This is a genomic window from Micromonospora sp. MP36 (assembly GCF_008119785.1).
Classification (GTDB): Bacteria; Actinomycetota; Actinomycetes; order Mycobacteriales; family Micromonosporaceae; genus Micromonospora.
The window spans coordinates 1-18,740 of record NZ_VSFA01000022.1; the positions used below are offsets into that span (position 1 = coordinate 1).

Here is an 18,740-nt window from a genome sequence, read left to right on the forward strand (position 1 = left end):
GAACCAATGCTCCCCGAGCTGCCCCGCGACCTGCCGGTGTTGGAGCGTCGGGCGGTGAGGGTGGTGGTGCTCGACGCCGCCGAGCGGGTGCTGCTGTTCCACACCCGGGACCCGGAGCACCCCCGCCTCGGGGTCTGGTGGGAGCTGCCCGGCGGCGGGCTCGACGCCGGGGAGACGTATCTGGAGGCGGCCGTACGGGAGTTGCGCGAGGAGACCGGCATCGTGGTCGCGCCGGCCGACGTGGGCCCGCCGACCTGGCGGCGGCGGGCCAGCTTCATCCACCGGCAGTGGCGCCACCTGCAGGACGAGGTGATCGTCCCGGTACGGCTGCCGGGGCCGGGACCAGACGTGGATGAGGCGAACCGGCTGGACTACGAGGTGGAGGACTACTTCGGGTTCCGCTGGTGGCCGGTCACCGAGATCGTCGGCGTGCGGCCGCGCTGCTATCCGGGGCGGCTGCCCGAGCTACTGCCGGCGTTCCTGGCCGGCGAGGAGATCGACGAGCCGTTCGAGCTGTGGTCATGACGAATCCGCCGTCAACCGGCACAGTGGAGCGGTGACCCGAATCCACGGACCTCTCGCCCACTACGCCGAGCGGCTGCACCGCGCCGCCGGCGACACGCACCACGTCGCCTCCCCGCTCGGCGCCTGGCTGCTCCTCGCGCTCACCGGCCCCGCCGCCACCGGCGGCACCCGTGACGAACTAACCGAGGCGCTCGGCACCGACGTGGACGTGGCGGCGGAGGTGGCAGGGGCGTTGCTGTCGGCGCCGCACCCGTTGATGGCCTCCGCCAGCGCGGTGTGGGAGCGCCAGCCCTTCGAGGGCCTGGCCGGTTGGCGGGCCGGCCTGCCGGAGCGGACGCAGCGCGGCCCGCTGCCCGACCAGGCGGCGCTCGACGCCTGGGCCCGGGAGCACACGTACGGTCTGATCGACCGGTTCCCGATCACCGTCCGACCGCAGATCCTGCTGATCCTGGCCAGCGCGCTGGCCACCAAGGTGTCCTGGGCGGAGCCCTTCCAGGTGGCTCCAGCCGACCAGCTCGGATCGGGCAGCGCCTGGGCAGGCCGGCTCGATCGGGTGTTGCGCACCCCGTGGCACGGCCACCTGTGCTGGATCGCGACGACCGCGCGGGCCGGTGACGTCGCGGTGCACGCCGCGCCCGCCCGACCGGTGTCGACCGCCGGCGGCGAGGCCGGGATGCTGGTGGTGTCGGTCGCCGCCGCACCGGACGTGCCGCCGGTCGACGTCCTCGCCGCCGCCCAGGAGATCGCCGCACGGACCGCCACCGCACCGGACGGGTACCGGCCCCGCCAGCGGTCCCTGTTCGACCTGCCGCTCGGCGACACCCCGCTGTGGACGCTGCGGGAGGAGACGGTACGCACGTTCGCGCGCGACGGCCGGGAGGAGCGGACCAGGGCCGTGCTGCCCTGCTGGTCGGCGGAGAGCCGGCACGACCTGACGCGGGCCGGGTTCGGCTTCGACGCCGCCGCCCGGGCGCTCGGGATGCTCATGGGGCTGGCGAACCCGCAGCACGAGGCGGTCCAGTCGGCGGTGGCCCGCTACGGGCGGTACGGCTTCGAGGCCGCCGCGGTGACCGCGTTCGCGGTGGCGACCGGACTGCCGCCGGAGGGCGTCGCCCGGGTGGCGGAGCTGCGGTTCGGCCACCCGTACGCCGTGGTGGCGGTGGCCACCGACAGCGCGGGCGGGCCGTGGCACGGCCTGCCGGTTTACTCGGCCTGGGTGGCGGAGCCACAGGAACTGCCCGAGGACGAGCTGGCGGACCCGCCCCGACAGTGGTGAGGCGGGGCCTCCGGCCGTGCGGCCGGAGGCCCCGCGCGCCACGCGCGTGAAGGGGGAACCCGGAGGCGTTGAGAAGGGCCCTTCCTTACACCGCGACCGGTTCGCGTTCGGCGGCCCGGGCGGCGAGCCGGCGTTCCCGCTCCTGGGCGCCGATCAGGTCGTCCGGGAGGGAGTCCGCCACCTCGATGTCGAACCGGCGCAGCAGCCGGATCGCGAACCCGCCGAGGGTGACCAGCACGAGGGCCAGCCCGAAGCAGACGTACGCGAAGCCGATGCCGCGGCCGGGACCGGTGCCGATCACCGCGCCCACCGACCCGGCGAGCGCCCCACCCGGGGCGAGCATCGGCTCGAACAGGGCGGTGGCGCCCGGTGCCAGCAGCGCGAAGCCGATCGGGAGCGTCGACCAGGCGATGGTCTGGTTGAGGCTGAACACCCGGCCGTGGAACCGCTGCGGCACCTTGACCTGGACGATGGTCGCGTAGATCGACTGCGCGGTGGTCATCGCCATGGCCAGCCAGCCCATGCCGACGCAGATCATCGCCACCGAGGCGTCCAGGCCGATCAGCACGCAGCCGATCGCGGTGCCGAGGTTGGCGACGAGCACGCCGATCATCCGTCGCCGACGTGGGCCGCCCCAGAGCGACATGAGCACGCCACCGGCCACCGCGCCGACCGCCTCGGCGAGGGCCACCTGGGCCACCTGGGTGGGGGTGCCGAAGGAGAGCACCAGCGGGGTGGTGAGCACCAGGGCGGGGGCCAGGAAGATATTGCCTAGCGCGAAGTAGCCGAGCATCAGCCGGAAGCCCTTGTGCTGCCAGGAGTAGCGCAGGCCGTTGGCGATGGCGACCAGGAGCCGTTCCCGGGGCCGCCAGCCGAGCAGGTCGGGGAAGCGGACCACGGCCAGGGTGGTCACCGCGACCACATAGCTGGCCACGTCGACGAGCAGGATGCCCTTGAGCTCGATCGCGGCGAGCAGGCCGGCCGCGAAGACCGGCATGAGCAGGGTGGCGACGCCGGTGGAGAGCTGGGTGATGCCCATCGCGTGGCCGAGGTAGCGCTTCGGCACGAGCTGGGGCACCGCCGACTGGAACGCGATGCGCTGGAACGACCCGGCCACCGAGCTGAGCGCGACCAGGAGGTAGATGTGCCAGAGCACCAGGCTGTCGGTCCACAGCAGCGCGGCCAGGACCAACTGGATCGACCCGGCGATGGAGCTGGCCAGCATCATGATCCGGCGTCGGCTGACCCGGTCGACGATCGCGCCGGCCACCGGGAGCATCAGCACGCCGCAGATCAGCGCGAGCGCCCAGAGCAGGCCGAGGTCGGCCACCGACCCGGTCCGGTTGAACAGCCAGATCGGCAGGGCGAACGCGGTCAGCGCGGAGCCGGTGCTGGAGACGAGCTGCCCGACGGTGACCGCCAGGAAGCGGCCCATGCTGGGTTTGACGGTGGCCCGGGCCGACCCCTCCGCCGCGCCCACCCGCAGGTGGTCGAGGACCGCCCAGCCGGCGTCCTCGCCCCGCGCGTCGGGGGTGAGCGCCGTAGTGTCCCCGGCGACGACCACCGGGTGGACCCGGGTGACGATCTCGGCCAGTTCCTCGGCGCGGTACTTCAGGAAGAAGTGGCCGGCCTGGTCGAGGACGACCAGCCCGAGGGTGTCGCTGAGGAACTGCCACTCGGCGTACCGCTCGCGGTAGTAGTCGGTGACCGGGTCCTCGGAGCCGACCACCGAGATGATCGGGGCGCGCAGCTTCATCGCCCGCTGGTCGAGCAGGCGGGTGAAGTACTCCTCGGAGGCGCGGGAGTCGGCCCGCATGTTGCTGATGATCCGGTCGGCCTGCTCCGGGTCCAGCTCGTCGGTGTCCACGCCCATCGACTTGAGCCAGCTCGCGTAGTGCCGGTTGCTGCGCAGCTGCTCCAGCCGGTTGCGCATCCGCGCGAAGAGGCCCTTCGGCCGGGCGAACGGGAACATCGCGCCGATGTAGACGGCCTCGATGTCGCGGCCGGCAGCCTCGACCTTTCGGGCCACCTCGGCGATGATCGCACTGCCCACGCCGCAGTGGCCGTAGAGCGCGATCGGGCCCTCGACCCGCTCCAGGATCTCGTCGGCGACCCGGGTGGTCAGGTCGTCGAAGGGCAGCGCGTCCTCGCTGAGGCCGACGTCGTGCCCGGGGATGGCCAGCGACCAGACGGCGTGCCCGGCCGGCAGCGCGTCGGCGAGCGGCTGGTAGACGATGGCGCTGCCGCCGCCGTACGGGACGCAGACGTAGGACAGCACCCGTTTGCCGGCGGGAATCGGCTTGGTCAGCTCGTAGAGCAGCCGGCGCGGCCCCTCCTCGGCGGCACCGCCGGAGATGAACGCGGCCAGGTCGCGGATGGTCCGCTGCTGGAACAGGTCCATCACGCCGACCGGCCGGCCGCCCAGCTCGGCCTTGCGGATCTTCGCGACCACCTGGGTGGCGAGCATGGAGTGCCCGCCCAGATCGAAGAAGTCGTCGTCGATGCCGAGCGCGTCCACGCCCAGCACCTCCGACCAGATGGCGGCGAGCGTGCGTTCGGTGTCGTCGCGCGGCTCGACCAGCGCCACCGACGCCTCGCGGGTGACCACCGGGGCGGGCAGCGCCTTGCGGTCGAGCTTCCCGTTGGGGGTCAGCGGCAGCGCGTCGAGGGTGACGAACGCGGCCGGCACCATGTACTCCGGCAGGGTGTCCTTCAGTGCGGTCTTCAGCGCGGCGTGCTCGGCGGGCCCGACCAGGTAGGCGGTGAGCCGCTTGTCGCCGGGGCTGTCCTCGCGGACGATCACCGCCGCCTCGGTCACCCCGGGCTGCTCGCGCAGCGCGCTCTCGATCTCGCCCAGCTCGATGCGCAGGCCGCGCAGCTTGACCTGATGGTCGATCCGGCCGAGGAACTCGATCACGCCGGCGGGCCGCGCCAGGTCGTCCGTCCCGGGCGCGAGCACCCAGCGGGCCAGGTCGCCGGTGCGGTACAGGCGGGCGCCGGGTTCACCGGAGAACGGGTCGGGAACGAACTTCTCGGCGGTCAGCGCCGGCCGGCGGTGGTAGCCGCGGGCCAGCCCGACGCCGCCGATGTGCAGCTCACCGGCGACGCCCAGCGGGCACTCGTTGCCCGCCGGGTCGAGCACGTGCAGCCGCAGGTTGGCGATCGGCGCGCCGATCGGGACGCCGGTGAGGCCGGCCAGCAGCGCCGGGTCGCACGGCCAGGCGGTGACGTCGATGGCCGCCTCGGTCGGGCCGTACAGGTTGTGCAGGCCGCACCAGGGCAGCCGGGCGGTGAAGTCGACCGCGGACGCCAGCGGCAGCTCCTCGCCGGAGCAGATCACCCGGCGCAGCGCGGTGGCCGCCTCGATCCCGTCCTCGGCGAGGAAGACGGTGAGCATGGACGGCACGAAGTGCGCGGTGGTGATCCGCTCGGCGACCAGCAGGTCGCGCAGGTAGCCGGCGTCCTTGTGGCCACCCGGCTTGGCCAGCACCAGGCGGGCGCCCTCGCGCAGCGGCCAGAAGAACTCCCACACCGACACGTCGAAGCTGGCCGGGGTCTTCTGCAGCACGGCGTCGTCGGCGCCGAGGCGGTACGTCTTCTGCATCCAGTCGAGCCGATTGACGATGCCCCGGTGCGTGTTCGGCACCCCCTTGGGCCGGCCGGTGGAGCCGGAGGTGTAGATGACGTACGCGAGGTGCTCGGGGCCGGCGGACGGCTCCGGGTCGGTGGTGGGCTGGTCGGCCCAGCCGGCCGGGTCGTCCAGGGCGAGGACGGTGGCGGCCGTCTCCGGCAGCACCTCGCGCAGGTGTTCCTGGACCAGCACCACCGGCGCGTCCGCGTCGGTGACCATGAAGGCCAGCCGGTCCGCCGGATACTCCGGGTCCAACGGCAGGTAGGCCCCGCCGGCCTTGAGCACGCCGAGCAGGCCGGCGACCAGTTCGAGGGAGCGCTCCGCGCAGACGCCGACCAGGGTCTCCGGGCCGACACCGGCGGCGCGCAGCCGATGCGCGATCCGGTTGGCGGCGCCGTTCAGCTCGGCGTACGTGAGGCTGCGGCCGTCGATGGTGACGGCGACCGCGTCCGGGGTGGCGGCGGCGCGCTCCTCGATCGGGCCGTGCAGGGTCTGCGTACGCGGGAAGTCCGCGGTGGTGTCGTTCCACGCCGCCAGCAGCGTCCGCTCCTCCGCGGGCAGCAGCGCCAGCCGGGAGACCGGGGTGTCCGGCGCGGCGACGATCGCGGCCAGCAGGGCGGTCCAGCGCCGGGCCATCCGCTCGACGGTGTCCCGGGTGAACAGGTCGGTGTTGAAGACCAGCTTGCCCCAGAGCCCGTCCACGGTCTCCACGGCGTGCAGCTCGAAGTCGAACCGGGTGGCCCGCAGCTCCATCGGCGTCCACTCGAAGCTGACCTCGTCGTCGCGCGAGACGCCGGTGAACCGGCCCATCTCGTAGTTCTGCAGCACGAACATGGCCTGGAAGACTGGGGACCGGCTGACGTCGCGGGGCAGCCCCAGCTCGTGGACCACCTTGGCGAACGGCACCTCGGCGTGCTCGAAGCCGTCCAGCACGTTGCGCCGGGTGCGCTCCAGCAGGTCGCGGAAGGTGGGGTCGCCGGCCAGCTCGGCCCGCAGCGGCAGCATGTTGATGAACATGCCGACCACGTTCTCCAGCTCCGGCGCGGAGCGGCCGGCCACCGACGCGCCGACGGCGAAGTCGTCCTGGCCGGAGTGCCGGGCCAGCAGCACCTGGTACGCGGCGAGCAGGGTCATGAACAGGGTGCCGCCGCTGTCCCGGGTGAGGTCGTTGAGCCGTTCGGTGGCCGCCGGGTCGAGCTGGAACTCAACGAAGTCGCCCCGGTAGGTCTGGGTGGCCGGGCGGGGCCGGTCCAGCGGCAGCTCCAGCGGGGTGATCCCGGCGAGCCGCTGCTTCCAGTAGTCGACGTGCGCCCGGGCCTGCGGGCCGTCCAGCTCCTGCGCCTCCCAGACGGCGAAGTCGCCGTACTGGATGGGCAGGGTGGGCAGCTCGCCGCCCCGGTAGAGGGTGATCAGGTCGCGCAGCAGCACGTCCACCGACCAGCCGTCCCCGACGATGTGGTGCTTGCCGAGGAAGAGCACCTGGTCGTCGGCGGCCAGCCGGACCAGCAGGGCGCGCAGCAGCGGCCCGTGCGCCAGGTCGAACGGTTCGGCGGCGGCCCCGTCGACTAGCGCCTGCGCGGTCGCCTCGTCCGGGGCGTCCACGATGGTCAGCGGCACCTCGACGGTCTCCTCCACCACCACGGTGGGGCGCCCGTCCGCGTCGGCCGGGAAGCGGGTCCGCAGCGACTCGTGCCGGGCGGTCAGCGCGGCCAGGGCGGCACGCAGCGCGGCCACGTCGAGCGGGCCGCGCACCCGCAGCGGCACCGCGATGTGGTAGGCCGCCTCGCCCGGAGCGAGCTGGTCCATGAACCAGACCCGCTCCTGGGCGTAGGACAGCGGCACCTCGGCGTCGGCGGGCCGGGGCGTGATCCGGGCCGTGGGGGCGGCCTGCCGGGCGCGCAGCCGCCTGGCGATCAGCGCCTGCCGGGCCGCCTCCCGGGTCGAATCCTTCAGGTCGGTCATCAGCTGCTTTCCTGCTTCCTACCACGTCTCGTTGTCGAACGGTTCGGATGTTTCGCTCTCCGCTCGGCTGGTGCCGGGCTGGAGTCCTGGACCGGCAGTCTGGTCCGGCGGCGATCGGTCCGGTCCTGCAGGATCTGCTTCACCCTGTGGTGTGGGGTGTGCAGGGCGATGTCGGGGTCGCCGGCTCGGTGCAGGATGTTGATCGCGGCGTTCACGTCGGCCTGCCACACCACCCCGCACCGGGTGCAGTGAAACCGGTCCCTACTACGTCGACCGAAGTCGCCGCAGCGGTGACAGGTTTGTGAGGTGTAGGCGGCGTTGACGGGAACGAGCGCAGAACCTCTACGCTCCGACACGCTTTTCAGCGCCTCGGCGGTGACTCCTTTGGTCCACGCCGCGAGGCGCCGGTTGATGTTCTTGCCGAGTTTCTTGGTGCTAGTGAAGCGTTTGGTGAGGTTTTCGGCGACAACGGTGGCGGCCTTGTCGACGACCTCGTGCACGGCGGTGAAGATCTCCGTACGCACCCGCGCCCGGTGCCGGGCGGCCTGCCGGTCCCGCTTGATCGTGCCGAGGTTGTTGGCCTTGATCCGGTGCGCCTTCGCGTGATCACCATTGCGGGCGGCGGTGTTGGCGATCGAGCGGAGCTTCGCCCGCCGCCGGTTGCGTTCCTTCAACCGATCCGACTCGACGGTCAGCAGCTCGCCGAGGCAGGTTCCGTGTGGATCACCGTCGGAGTCGGTGAGGGCTTCGGTGTAGCCCTTGTCCACCCCGATCATTTGCTCGCCGCAGGGCCGTCGCGACGACGGCATCTCCGATGCGTCGATCTGGTAGTGCACCTCGACCCGACCCCCGCGCAGGATCAGCCGCAGCGCGCCCGTCGGAGCGACCATCGTAGACAGCGGGATTCTGACCATCTTGCGAGGCTTGAAGCCGGGAACCGCCAGCCACAACCGGCCGCGCCCGTCGGTGAGCGTGTGGTGCTGGTCGGCGCGTACGACGATCTGATCGTGCGTGTGGTTCTTGCCACGCTTCCAGTGCTCGCGCATCTGCCGAGCTAGGAACGGGTCGTCAGCCCACCGGTCAGCCCTCAACGCGGCCAGCATGCGCTGACGCTCGGCCGGATCGCTGGTGCGCCGGAAAACCGCGCGGCGCACCTCGACCTTGGCTGAGGCCAGGCTCGCGGCGATGTCGGCCATGGCGTCGCGGACGGTTTCCTTCCACGCATTCGCCAGCACACCAAACTGGACGTACGTGCCGTCAGCCATCCACCGGTCCCGCACCTGCCGGTCCTTCAGCCCGGACCCGACACCGACGACCGACCCGTACCGCTGCCACACCTCACTACGAACCCGACCCAACCGACGCGCCTGCTTAAGCAACACCGCGTACTTGCCCAGATTCAGACCCGCCGAGTAAGCGATCCGCGTGACCTTCACCGCTGACCAGCCCCGGTCAGGCCCGCTTCGGGTTCCTCCTCGAAGGGGCGCTCTGCGTACTCACCGATCCGGTAGATGTTACGCACAACAAGCAACCATAGATGGACATGCGGGGAAGAACGACAACTGGTCACTCCTCTTCCGCCGCGAGCAGCGCGGCGACCTCGGTGTCGGAGAGCCCGTCGAGCTCGGCGGCGATCCGCTGCTCGATCTGGGCGGCCAGGTCCGCCACCACGGGGCTGCTGAACAGCGCCCGCATGGGCAGTTCGACGTCCACCTCGGCCCGGATCCGGGCCATCGCCCGCATGCCGCGCAGCGAGTTGCCGCCGAGAGCGAAGAAGTCGTCCAGAGCGCCGACCTTCTCCACCTGGAGGATCTCGGCGTACACCTCGGCGACCAGGGCCTCGGCCTCGGTGCGCGGGGCGACGTAGGCGTCCTCGGCCGGCGCGGCGGTGGCCGGCGCGGGCAGCGCGGCCCGGTCCAGCTTGCCGTTCGGCGTCAGGGGCAGCGCGTCGAGCCGGACCAGTGCCGCCGGGATCAGGTGGGCGGGCAACTCCCGGGCCAGTTCGGCGCGGACCGAGTCCTCGTGGGCCGGGCCGACCAGGTAGCCGACCAGCGTCGGCTCGCCCGAGTCGGTCCGCACCGCCGCGGCGGCCGCCCGGACGTCCGGGTGGGCCAGCAGCGCGGCCTCCACCTCACCCAGCTCGATCCGCATGCCGCGCACCTTGACCTGGTCGTCGCGGCGGCCCAGGTATTCCAGCGTGCCGTCGGCACGCCAGCGGGCCAGGTCGCCGGTGGCGTACATCCGCTCCCCGGGCGGGCCGTACGGGCAGGGCAGGAAACGCTCGGCGGTGAGGCCGGGACGGCGCAGATAGCCGCGGGCGAGCTGGGTGCCGGCGACGTACAGCTCGCCGACCACACCCGGCGGGACCGGCTGCAGGGCCGCGTCGAGCAGCAGCGCCCGGGTGTTCCAGGTGGGCGTGCCGATCGACACCGGCCCGGCCGGGACCGGTTCGCCCGGGGCGATCCGGGCGGCGACGCAACCGACCGTCGCCTCGGTCGGGCCGTACTCGTTGATCACCGCGACGTCCGGGTGCGCGGCTCGCCACCCGGCGAGCTGCTCGCCGGTGAGCGCCTCACCGCCGATCACCAGGTCGGCGGTGGGCGACAGCTCGCCGTCGAGCAGCGGCAGGTGGCTGGGGGTGACCTTGAGGAAGGTGGGCCGGCCGCCGACCCGGGCCGCCGGCTCGTCGATCGCGGCGAGCCGGACCGTGCCGCCGGCGGTGAGCGTGCCGAGCAGGCCGGTGACGGTGAGGTCGAAGGAGACCGGCGAGTGCAGCAGCGCGGTGCCGGCCAGGCCCGGGTAGGTGTGCCGGGCCCAGGCCAGGTAGGCGGTGACCGCGCGGTGCTCCACCACCACGCCCTTGGGCCGGCCGGTGGAGCCGGAGGTGTAGAGCACGTACGCCGGGTGCTCGGGGCGCAGCGGGGTGAGCCGGTCGGCGTCGGTGAGGTCGCCGTCGGCCTGGTCGGAACCCACCTCCCCGTCCAGCACCAGCGCGCCGGCCGGCACCAGGGCCGCGGTCTCCGGGGTCGCCACCACCAGGGCCGGCTCGGCGTCGTCCAGCAGGTACGCGATCCGCCCGGCCGGGTAGGCGGTGTCCACCGGCACGTACGCCGCGCCGGACTTGAGCACCGCGAGGATGGCCACCACCAGCTCGCAGGAGCGGGGCACGGCGAGCGCGACCCGGGCCTCCGGGCCGGCGCCCCGGGCCACCAGCAGCCGGGCCAGCCGGTTCGCGGCGGTGTTCAGCTCGGCGTAGGTGAGCGGCACGCCGTCGCAGACCAGCGCGATGGCGTCCGGCGTGGCCGCGGCCTGCCGCTGCACCTCGTCGACCACGGTGGCCGGCGGCACCTCGTGCGCGGTGTCGTTCCAGGCGCCCAGCACCAGGTCCCGCTCGGCGTCGGCGAGCAGCGGCAGCGCGCCGACCCGCCGCTGCGGGTCGGCGACGGCGGCGGCGAGCAGCCGGACGTACCGGTCGACGACCGACTCGGCGGTGGCGCGGTCGAACAGCGCCGTGCGGTAGACCAGCCGGCTCTCGCCGGTGGTGATGTCGAACGCCAGGTCGTCCTTGGTGGTGCCCAGCTCCACCGGGTCCAGGCCGGAGTCGGGGATGAAGTTCAGCGCGGTCTGGAAGATCGGCTGCACTGACGGGTCGCGCTGCGGGTCGACCGCCTCGACGATCTTCTGGAACGGGGTCTGCCCGTGCTCGATCGCGTCGACCAGGCCGGCGCGGACCCGGGCGAGCAGCTCGGCGAAGGTCGGGTCGCCGGAGACGTCGCAGCGCAGCGCCACCGGGTTGACGAACATGCCGATCAGTGGGGCCACCTCGGCGCTGTCCCGACCGGCGGTGGAGACGCCGACCACCACGTCGGTGTCGCCGGAGATCCGGGACAGCAGCGCCGCGAAGCCGGCCAGCAGCACCATGTACGGCGTGGCCGCCGCGCCGGTCGCGAGGGCGCCGACCCGGTCGAGCAGCCCCGCGGGCAGCTCGAACCGCACCTCGTCGCCGGCGAAGCCGAGCTGTGCCGGGCGGGGCCGGTCCAGCGGCAGGCCGGTGACCGCCGGCGCGCCGGCCAGGTGGCCGGTCCAGAAGGCGAGCTGGCGGTCCAGCTCCGCGCCGGTGAGCTGGTCGCGCTGCCAGACCGCGAAGTCGGCGTACTGGATGGGCAGCTCGGGCACGGCGGGCTCGGTGCTGGTCGACGCGGCCTGGCTGAACGCGCCGAGTTCCTGGTGGAACAGCACCGCCGAGTGGCTGTCGAAGACCGCGTGGTGCACCACGAACACCAGCGCCCAGGTGTCGTCCAGGCGGACCAGCCGGGCCCGCCACAGCGGCGGGGCGTCCAGCGGGATCGGGCTGCGGGCCAGTTCCGCGCGGATCGCCTCGAACGCCGCGAGGCGCTCCGCCTCCGGCAGGTGCCGCAGGTCGTCGGTCGGGATCGGGGCGGCTTCGTGGGCCCGCACCACCTGCACCAGGGCGCCGTCGTCGATCCGTAGGTAGGTGCGGAGCGCCTCGTGCCGGGCCACCACCTGGTTGACGATGCCGGCGGCGGCGTCCGCGTCGATCCCGGCCGGGAAGCGCCACGGGACGGAGACGTTGTAGACCGGCGAGCCGGCGTCGAGCTGGTTGGCCATCCACACCCGCTCCTGCGCGAAGGAGGCCGGGAAGGTCCATTCCTGGGTCATGACTGCGCCTCGCGTACCGAGCGGGGCCGCATGTCGGTCCAGACGGTCTCGACGTGGGCCAGGCACTCCTCCCGGGTGCCGGCGAAGCCGGCGTCGTGCCAGCCCGCGGGGAGGTCCCGGTCGGCCGACCAGATGGAGTACTGCTCCTCGTCGTTGCGCACGACCAGGAATCGGGGTTCGGCCATGTCAGTTCGCTCCAGAGGTGTCGGGGGTGTGCGGCTCGGCCATCGCCACGGCGATCTTGCGGGGGCCGGTGAACGGCTCCCGGCCGTGCGCGGCGGTCATGTTGTCCACCACCAGCACGTCGTCGCGCTGGTAGTCGAAGCGGACGCTGGCGGCCCGGTAGGCGGCGCGCAGGTGGTCCATCACGTCGGCGGGGATCTCGCCGCCGTCGCCGTAGTAGGTGTTCGACGGCAGCCCGTCGGGGCCGAACATGGCCAGCAGCCCCTCCTGGTAGTCCTTCGGGAGGGTGCTGAGGTGGAAGAACGTGGCGTGGTTGAACCAGCGCGGGGTGTCCGAGCCGGGCCGGTGGTGCACCACGTCCCGGACCGCGCGGGTTCGCAGGCCGTCCTTGCCGACCCACTCCACGGTGATCCCGTTCGCCGCGGCGTACGCCTCGACCTCGGTCCGGTTCTCGGTGTTGAACACCTCCTGCCAGCGGGTGCCGAAGTCGCCGTGGAAGTTGCGCACCAGCATCCAGCGGCGCCGGATGAACTCCTCGCGCACCGTTGGGTCGATCTCCTGGTAGACCCGGCGCACGTCGGCGAGCGGGGTGGCCCCCTGCGTCTGCGGGGCGGTGATGCAGTAGAAGAACAGGGTCAGCGGCCAACGCGCCTGATACGAGTTCTCGTTGTGCAGGAAGATCTCCTCGTCCGGCGGGTAGTCGGTCGAGGTGTAGACCCGGCCCTTGATGGAGTGCCGGGGTGAGGAGCGCTCCGTGTAGGTCAGCGGCTCGCCGGAGAGGGCGCGGACCGCCCGGTCGAAGCCGTCCACCCCGCCGACGTCGAAGCCGCGGAAGAGCAGCCCGCCGTGCTCGACGAGGGCGGCGCGCAGTTCGGCTCGCCGGGCGTCGATCAGGTCGGTCAGGGCCCGGCCGTCGTTCTCGATGACCACCGGGAGTGTGGTCGTGTCGCTCATGGTGCAGCTCTCCTGTTCGTCGGGTCAGGCGCGGGGCAGTCGCGGGATGGCTGGGATGGTCGCCGGCGCGGCCGGCTCGTCGGCGGGCTGACTGGCGCGCAACTCCTCGATCCGAGCGGCCAGCCCGGCGACCGTGGGGGTCTCGAAGAGGCTGCGCATCGGCAGCCGCACCCCGGTGGCCTTGCGCATCGCGGCGATGAGCTGCACCGCGACCAGCGAGTTGCCGCCGAGGGAGAAGAAGTCGTCGTCCACCCCGACCTCGGCCACGCCGAGGCCGTCCCGCCAGACCTGGGCGATGGTCTTCTCCAGCTCGGTTGAGGGCGCGGCCGAGCCGCCGCCGGTGGCGGTCGGCGCGGAGACCGCCTCGGCCGCCACCTCCAGGCTGTCGGTGGTCACCCGGGCGGCCCGTCGGCGGATGTCCGCGACGGTACGGGTGGCGATGACCACCTGCGCGCCAAGACCGGCGGTGAGGCTGCGCCGGAACGCCTCCGCCCCGTCCACCGGCCGGATGTCCTCGGTCACCGGGGCCGCGGCGGCCGGGGTGTCGGTGAGGCCCCCGGTGACGGCGCCCTGGTCCACCCGGCGCAGCACGAAGTCGCTGATCGCGACCAGTTCCCGGCCCTCGGCGTCCACCAGGGACAGGTCGGCGGCCACCACCTCGTCGGTGGCGCTGGCCCGGTGCCCCAGGTGGCTGAGGAAGGACGCCGGCAGCGCGCCGCGCACCACGATCCGGCCGTACGACAGGGGCAGGTAGGTGCCGGAGCCCTGGCCCCGACCGAAGGCGGTGGCCACGTCCAGCAGGGCCGGGTGCAGCCCCCAGGAGGGCAGGTCGCCCAGCGCCGCGGCGGGTGCCTCGATTCGGGCCAGCTCCTCCCCGTCGGCGAGGTGGTGCTCAGCGAGCGCGGCCCAGCGTGGCCCGAAGGTGAGCATGCTGGTCCGACCCCGGCCGAACGACGCGTCGTCGTCGACCCGCCGGCCGGTGACCGTGGGCGTACCCGCCGGCGGGGCGGGCTCCTCGGTCCAGCCGGCGGCGCCCCGGACGTGGGTACGCAGCTGGCCGGCGGCCAGGCTGGCGACGGTGAAGTCCACCCCGTCCTCGGTGGGGGTCAGCTCCACCCGGTACTGGGCGACCGTGCCGTCCGGCACCGAGAACGGCTCCAGGAAGACCACGTCGCGCAGCTCCACCGCCGCCTGCGGGCCGGGGGCGGGCAACGCGGCGGTCACCGCGGCGCGCACCGACTCCAGGTGGGCGGTGCCCGGCACCACCGGCACCCCGCCGATCCGGTGCTCGTCGAGCAGCCAGTGGGTGCTGGCGGAGACCAGGCCGTGCAGCACGGTGCCGTCCGGCCCGGCCACCTTGGTGGTCAGCACCGGGTGGTCGACCGGGCTGGTGACGGTGTCCCGGCCGGCGGCCCGGAAGGCGGCCGGCGCGTTGGTCTCCACGGCCATGCCGACCTCGGCCCAGCCGCCCCAGTTCTGCGACACCACCGGCGCCCGGAAGCCGGCGCCGGCCCGCGCGAACGCGTCCAGGAAGTTGTTCGCCGCGCAGTAGTCGACCTGGCCGAAGCCGCCGATGACCGCGGTGATCGAGGAGCACAGCGCGACGAAGTCCAGCGGTAGGTCGCCGAAGACCTGGGCGAGGGCGAGGGTGCCGGCCAGCTTCGGGGCGAGCACCCGCTCCGCCTCGGCCCGCTCCTTGATCTCCGCCATGCCCCCGCCGGGCAGGCCAGCCGCGTGCACGATGCCGTCCAGGCCGCCGAAGCGGCTCTCGGCGGCCTCGCGTACCCGGCACAGGTCGGCCGGGTCGGTGACGTCGGCCGCGAGCACCAGCACCTCGGCCCCGGCCGCCTCCATCCGGCGGATCGCGGCGATGGCCCGGCCGGCCCGGTCGGCGCCGCCGTGCACCGCCAGGTGCTCATCCCAGCGGTCCCGCTCGGGCAGGCCGGAGCGGGCCAACAGCACCAGCTTGGCGCGTGCCCGGCGGGCGAAGTCCTCGGCCAGGGTGATGCCGATGCCGCCGAGACCGCCGGTGATCAGGTAGCGGCCCGCCTCACGCAGCACGCCCGGCTCGGCCTCGGCGTCCACGGTGACCTGCTCGTACCCGGCCACCCAGCGCCGGTCGCGACGCAGCGCCACCTCCGGGTGCTCCGGGTCGACCGGGCTGCGCAGCTCGGTGACCAGGGCGGCGGCGCCCCGCGCGGCAGCGTCCGCGTCGACCAGGCGGACGGTGAGGCCGGGCAGCTCCACCGGCAGCACCCGGGCCAGGCCGGCCAGGGTGGCGTGCTCCGGGCGGACCAGGTCGTCGCCGCGCACGTCGGCGGTGCCGGCGGTGACCAGGTCGAGGGTCAGGCCCGGCTCGTCGCCGGTCAGCCCGGCGCCGGCGAGCGCCTGCACCAGGTGCAGTGCGCTGAAGAAGCCCCGGTCCTGGGCGGCCCAGGCGGCGTCCGGGTCGGTCCCGGCCGGCTCCCCGTCGAGGGCGAACGCGTGCACGAGACGCCGGGGCAGGTCCGCGCCGAGCGCGGCGACCAGGGCGTCGTGGTCCTCGCGGACGCCGGGGCGCAACCGGAAACCGGTGGGCGTGGCGGCGAAGGCGTCGCCGGCACATACCTCGACCGGGTCGTCACCGGCGGCGCGCAGCGCGGCGACCAGCGCCTCGCCGCGCGGGCCGTCGGCCAGGACCAGGCAGCGGCCCAGCGGGGTGGCGGCCCGGGCCGGGGCGGCCTGCCGCCACACCGGCACCGCGAACCACTCCGGCAGGGGCCGGGGGCCGGTCTCCACCGGCGCCGCCGCCACCTGCTCCACCGGGTCCGGATCCACCCAGTAGCGGCGACGCTCGAAGGGGTACGTGGGCAGCGGCACCCGCCGGGCGTCCGGGTCGGCGGCCAGCCGCACCGGCACGCCCGCGCACCAGAGCGCGCCGGCGCTGCCGAGCAGGGTGGCCAGGTCGCCGGTGGACTCGCCCGGGCCGGGCAGGCTGCCCAGCGGGGTGAGCTTCCGCTGCGCCTCGCCGGCCTTGGCGACCTGCATCCGGGCCAGGTTGGCCAGCTGCCTGCCGGGGCCGCACTCGAGCAGCGCCCAGGTGCCCTCGGCGAGCAGGGTGGCCACGCAGGCGCCGAAGCGGACCGGCTGGCGCAGGTGCGCCGCCCAGTACGCCGGGTCGGTGGCCTGCGCCTCGGTGATCCAGGTGCCGGTCACGTTGGACAGGAACGGCACGGCTGGCGGGCGCAGCGGCACGGTGGCCATCAGCGCGGTGAACTCGTCAAGGATCGGCTCCATCATCGGCGAGTGGAACGCGTGCGAGGTGCGCAGCACCTTGCTCTTGCCCTTGAGGGTGGCGGCGAACTCCTCGACGGCCGCCGTCTCGCCGGCCACCACGCAGGTGCCCGGACCGTTGACGGTGGCGATGGCCAGCCCCTCGGGCAGCCGGTCGGCGACGGCCGACTCGTCCAGCGCCACGGCCAGCATCGAGCCGGCGGGCAGCGAGTGCATCAGCCGGCCCCGGGCGGCCACCACCCGCAGCGCGTCGGGCAGGGTGAGCACGCCGGCCACGGTGGCGGCGACGTACTCGCCGATCGAGTGGCCGATCATCGCAGCCGGGGTCACCCCGGCCCGCTGCCAGGCGGTGGCGAGCGCGTACTCGATGGTGAACAGGGCCGGCTGGGTGTAGCGGGTCTCGGTGAGCTTCTCCCCCGCCTCCGGGTCCCGGCCGAGGATCAGGTCGCGCAGGTCCAGGCCCAGCTCGGGACGGAGCAGCTCGGCGCACTCGTCCACGGTGGCCGCGAACGCCGGGTCCTCGGCGTAGAGCTGCGCGCCCATGCCGGCGTACTGGGAGCCCTGCCCGGAGAACAGGAACGCCACCCGCGGCGCGGGGCCGTCGGCAGCGCCCCGGTGGCCCTTGCGGGCGTCGCGCAGCGCGGCGACCGCCGCCTGCGGGTCGCCGGCGACGACGGCGGCGCGGTGCGCGTACTCCTGGCGGCCGACCCGCAGGGTGTGCGCGACGTCGGCGAGCAGCCCAGCGCCGCCTCCGACGCTGCCCAGCGGCTCGGCGCCACCGCCGTTCTCCAGGTGGTCGGCGAGCCGCCGCACCGCGGCGCCCAGCGCGGTGGGGGTCTTCGCCGACACCTGGAGCAGGTGCGCCGGGCGGACCCGCCGCTCGGCCCGGTACGCGGCCGGCGCCTCCTCCAGCACCACGTGCGCGTTGGTGCCGCCGATGCCGAAGGAGCTCACCCCGGCCCGACGCGGCCCCCCGTCGGTGTCCCACTTGGTCAGCGTGTTCGCCACGTAGAACGGGGTGTCGGCGAAGTCGATCGCCGGGTTCGGCGTCTCGTAGTTGATGGTGGGCGGGATCAGGCCGTGCTCCATGGCGAGCACCGTCTTGATCACGCTGACGATGCCGGAGGGCTGGCTGAGGTGGCCGATGTTGGACTTCACGGAGCCGATGCCGCACCAGCCCCGGTCGTCGGTGTCCTTCGTGTACACGGTGGAGAGGGCGGAGACCTCGATCGGGTCGCCCAGCGCGGTGCCGGTGCCGTGCGCCTCGACGTAGCTGATGGTGCGCGGGTCGATGCCGGCCATGCCGACCGCCTGGGCGACCGCCTCCATCTGGCCGTCGATGCTGGGGGCGGTGAAGCCCACCTTGCCGGCGCCGTCGTTGTTGATCGCGTTGCCGAGCACCACCGCGCGGATGGTGTCACCGTCGGCGATCGCGTCGGAGAGGCGCTTGAGCAGCGTCACCCCGACGCCGCTGCCCCACACCGTGCCGTTCGCGCCGGCGTCGAACGGGCGGCACCGGCCGTCCGGGGAGGTGAAGCCGTCCATGCCCAGGTAGCCGACGTGCGGCAGCTCGATGTTGACGCCGCCCGCGAGCGCCATGTCGCACTCACCGTTGCGCAGCGCCTCGCAGGCCAGGTGGAACGCGACCAGGGAGGTGGAGCAGGCGGTGTGCACGGTCAGGCTCGGCCCGCGCAGGTCCAGCCGGTACGACACGTTGGTGGCCACGTAGTTCGGGGAGTTGCCGGTGGCGAGGGAGACCGCGCCGTGCGGGTTGCCGCCGACCCGCTTGTTGCGCAGCACGAACTTGTGCAGGTAGGTGTTGCCGCCGGTGCCCGCGTACACGCCGACGGTGCCGTCGTAGCGGGCCGGGTCGTAGCCGGCGTCCTGCAGCGCGGTGTAGCAGCTCTCCAGGAAGAGCCGGTGCTGCGGGTCGGTGATCTCGGCCTCGCGGGCGGTCATCCCGAACAGGCCGGCGTCGAACTCGTCATAGCCGTCGACCAGCGGGGCCCGGTTCACCCAGCCCGGGTCGTCGACCTCCTCGGCGGAGGCGCCCCGGGCGAGCTGCTCCTCGCGGGTCAGCTCGGTGACCGACTCGACGCCGTCGACCAGGTTGCGCCAGAACTCCGCCACGTCGGCGGCGCCGGGCAGGCGGGCGGCGAGGCCGACGATGGCGATCGGTTCGATTCCCTCGTCGGCGGGGTGCTCGGTGGCGATGTCGTTGTTCATCGGGGTCGTCCTTTACGCGGGTGCCGGGGT

The 18,740-nt window shown here is 73.7% G+C and carries 8 protein-coding genes; 2 read left to right on the forward strand and 6 right to left on the reverse strand.

The genetic code is table 11. The features are described 5' to 3' along the window. Window positions 1-6 precede the first annotated feature (6 nt). Together FXF52_RS17530 and FXF52_RS17535 are read left to right on the forward strand one after the other, a co-directional pair. Complete coding sequence (locus FXF52_RS17530) at window positions 7-525, forward strand: NUDIX hydrolase (protein ID WP_148798048.1); 519 nt, start codon at window positions 7-9, stop codon at window positions 523-525. Window positions 526-556: 31 nt separating this feature from the next. Next, complete coding sequence (locus FXF52_RS17535; RefSeq protein WP_148797988.1) at window positions 557-1,801, forward strand: hypothetical protein; 1,245 nt, start codon at window positions 557-559, stop codon at window positions 1,799-1,801. A gap of 85 nt (window positions 1,802-1,886) precedes the next feature. Here FXF52_RS17535 and FXF52_RS17540 read toward each other — a convergent pair whose 3' ends face one another. The 6 genes from FXF52_RS17540 to FXF52_RS17565 all read right to left on the reverse strand — a co-directional run bounded on the left by FXF52_RS17540 (window position 1,887) and on the right by FXF52_RS17565 (window position 18,710). After that, the gene (locus tag FXF52_RS17540) at window positions 1,887-7,394 is read right to left on the reverse strand and encodes a non-ribosomal peptide synthetase/MFS transporter (protein ID WP_148797989.1); all 5,508 of its coding nucleotides are present in this window, start codon (window positions 7,392-7,394) and stop codon (window positions 1,887-1,889) included. Then, window positions 7,394-8,830, reverse strand: coding sequence for an RNA-guided endonuclease TnpB family protein (locus FXF52_RS17545; protein ID WP_148797990.1), 1,437 nt, complete (start codon window positions 8,828-8,830; stop codon window positions 7,394-7,396). Before FXF52_RS17545 ends, FXF52_RS17540 begins: the two co-directional genes overlap by 1 nt. Before the next feature lie 130 nt (window positions 8,831-8,960). Continuing rightward, window positions 8,961-12,074 carry a non-ribosomal peptide synthetase gene (locus FXF52_RS17550; RefSeq protein ID WP_148797991.1) on the reverse strand — a complete coding sequence of 1,038 codons (3,114 nt, stop codon included), beginning with the start codon at window positions 12,072-12,074 and terminating at the stop codon, window positions 8,961-8,963. Next, window positions 12,071-12,259, reverse strand: coding sequence for an MbtH family NRPS accessory protein (locus FXF52_RS17555; protein ID WP_148797992.1), 189 nt, complete (start codon window positions 12,257-12,259; stop codon window positions 12,071-12,073). The genes FXF52_RS17550 and FXF52_RS17555 overlap by 4 nt, the downstream gene beginning before the upstream one ends. 1 nt (window position 12,260) lies before the next feature. Continuing rightward, window positions 12,261-13,211: a TauD/TfdA family dioxygenase gene (locus FXF52_RS17560; protein ID WP_148797993.1), complete on the reverse strand. Its 951-nt coding sequence runs from the start codon at window positions 13,209-13,211 to the stop codon at window positions 12,261-12,263. A gap of 24 nt (window positions 13,212-13,235) precedes the next feature. Then, window positions 13,236-18,710, reverse strand: a complete 5,475-nt coding sequence (locus FXF52_RS17565) for a type I polyketide synthase (RefSeq protein WP_148797994.1) — start codon at window positions 18,708-18,710, stop codon at window positions 13,236-13,238. Window positions 18,711-18,740: the final 30 nt, after the last annotated feature.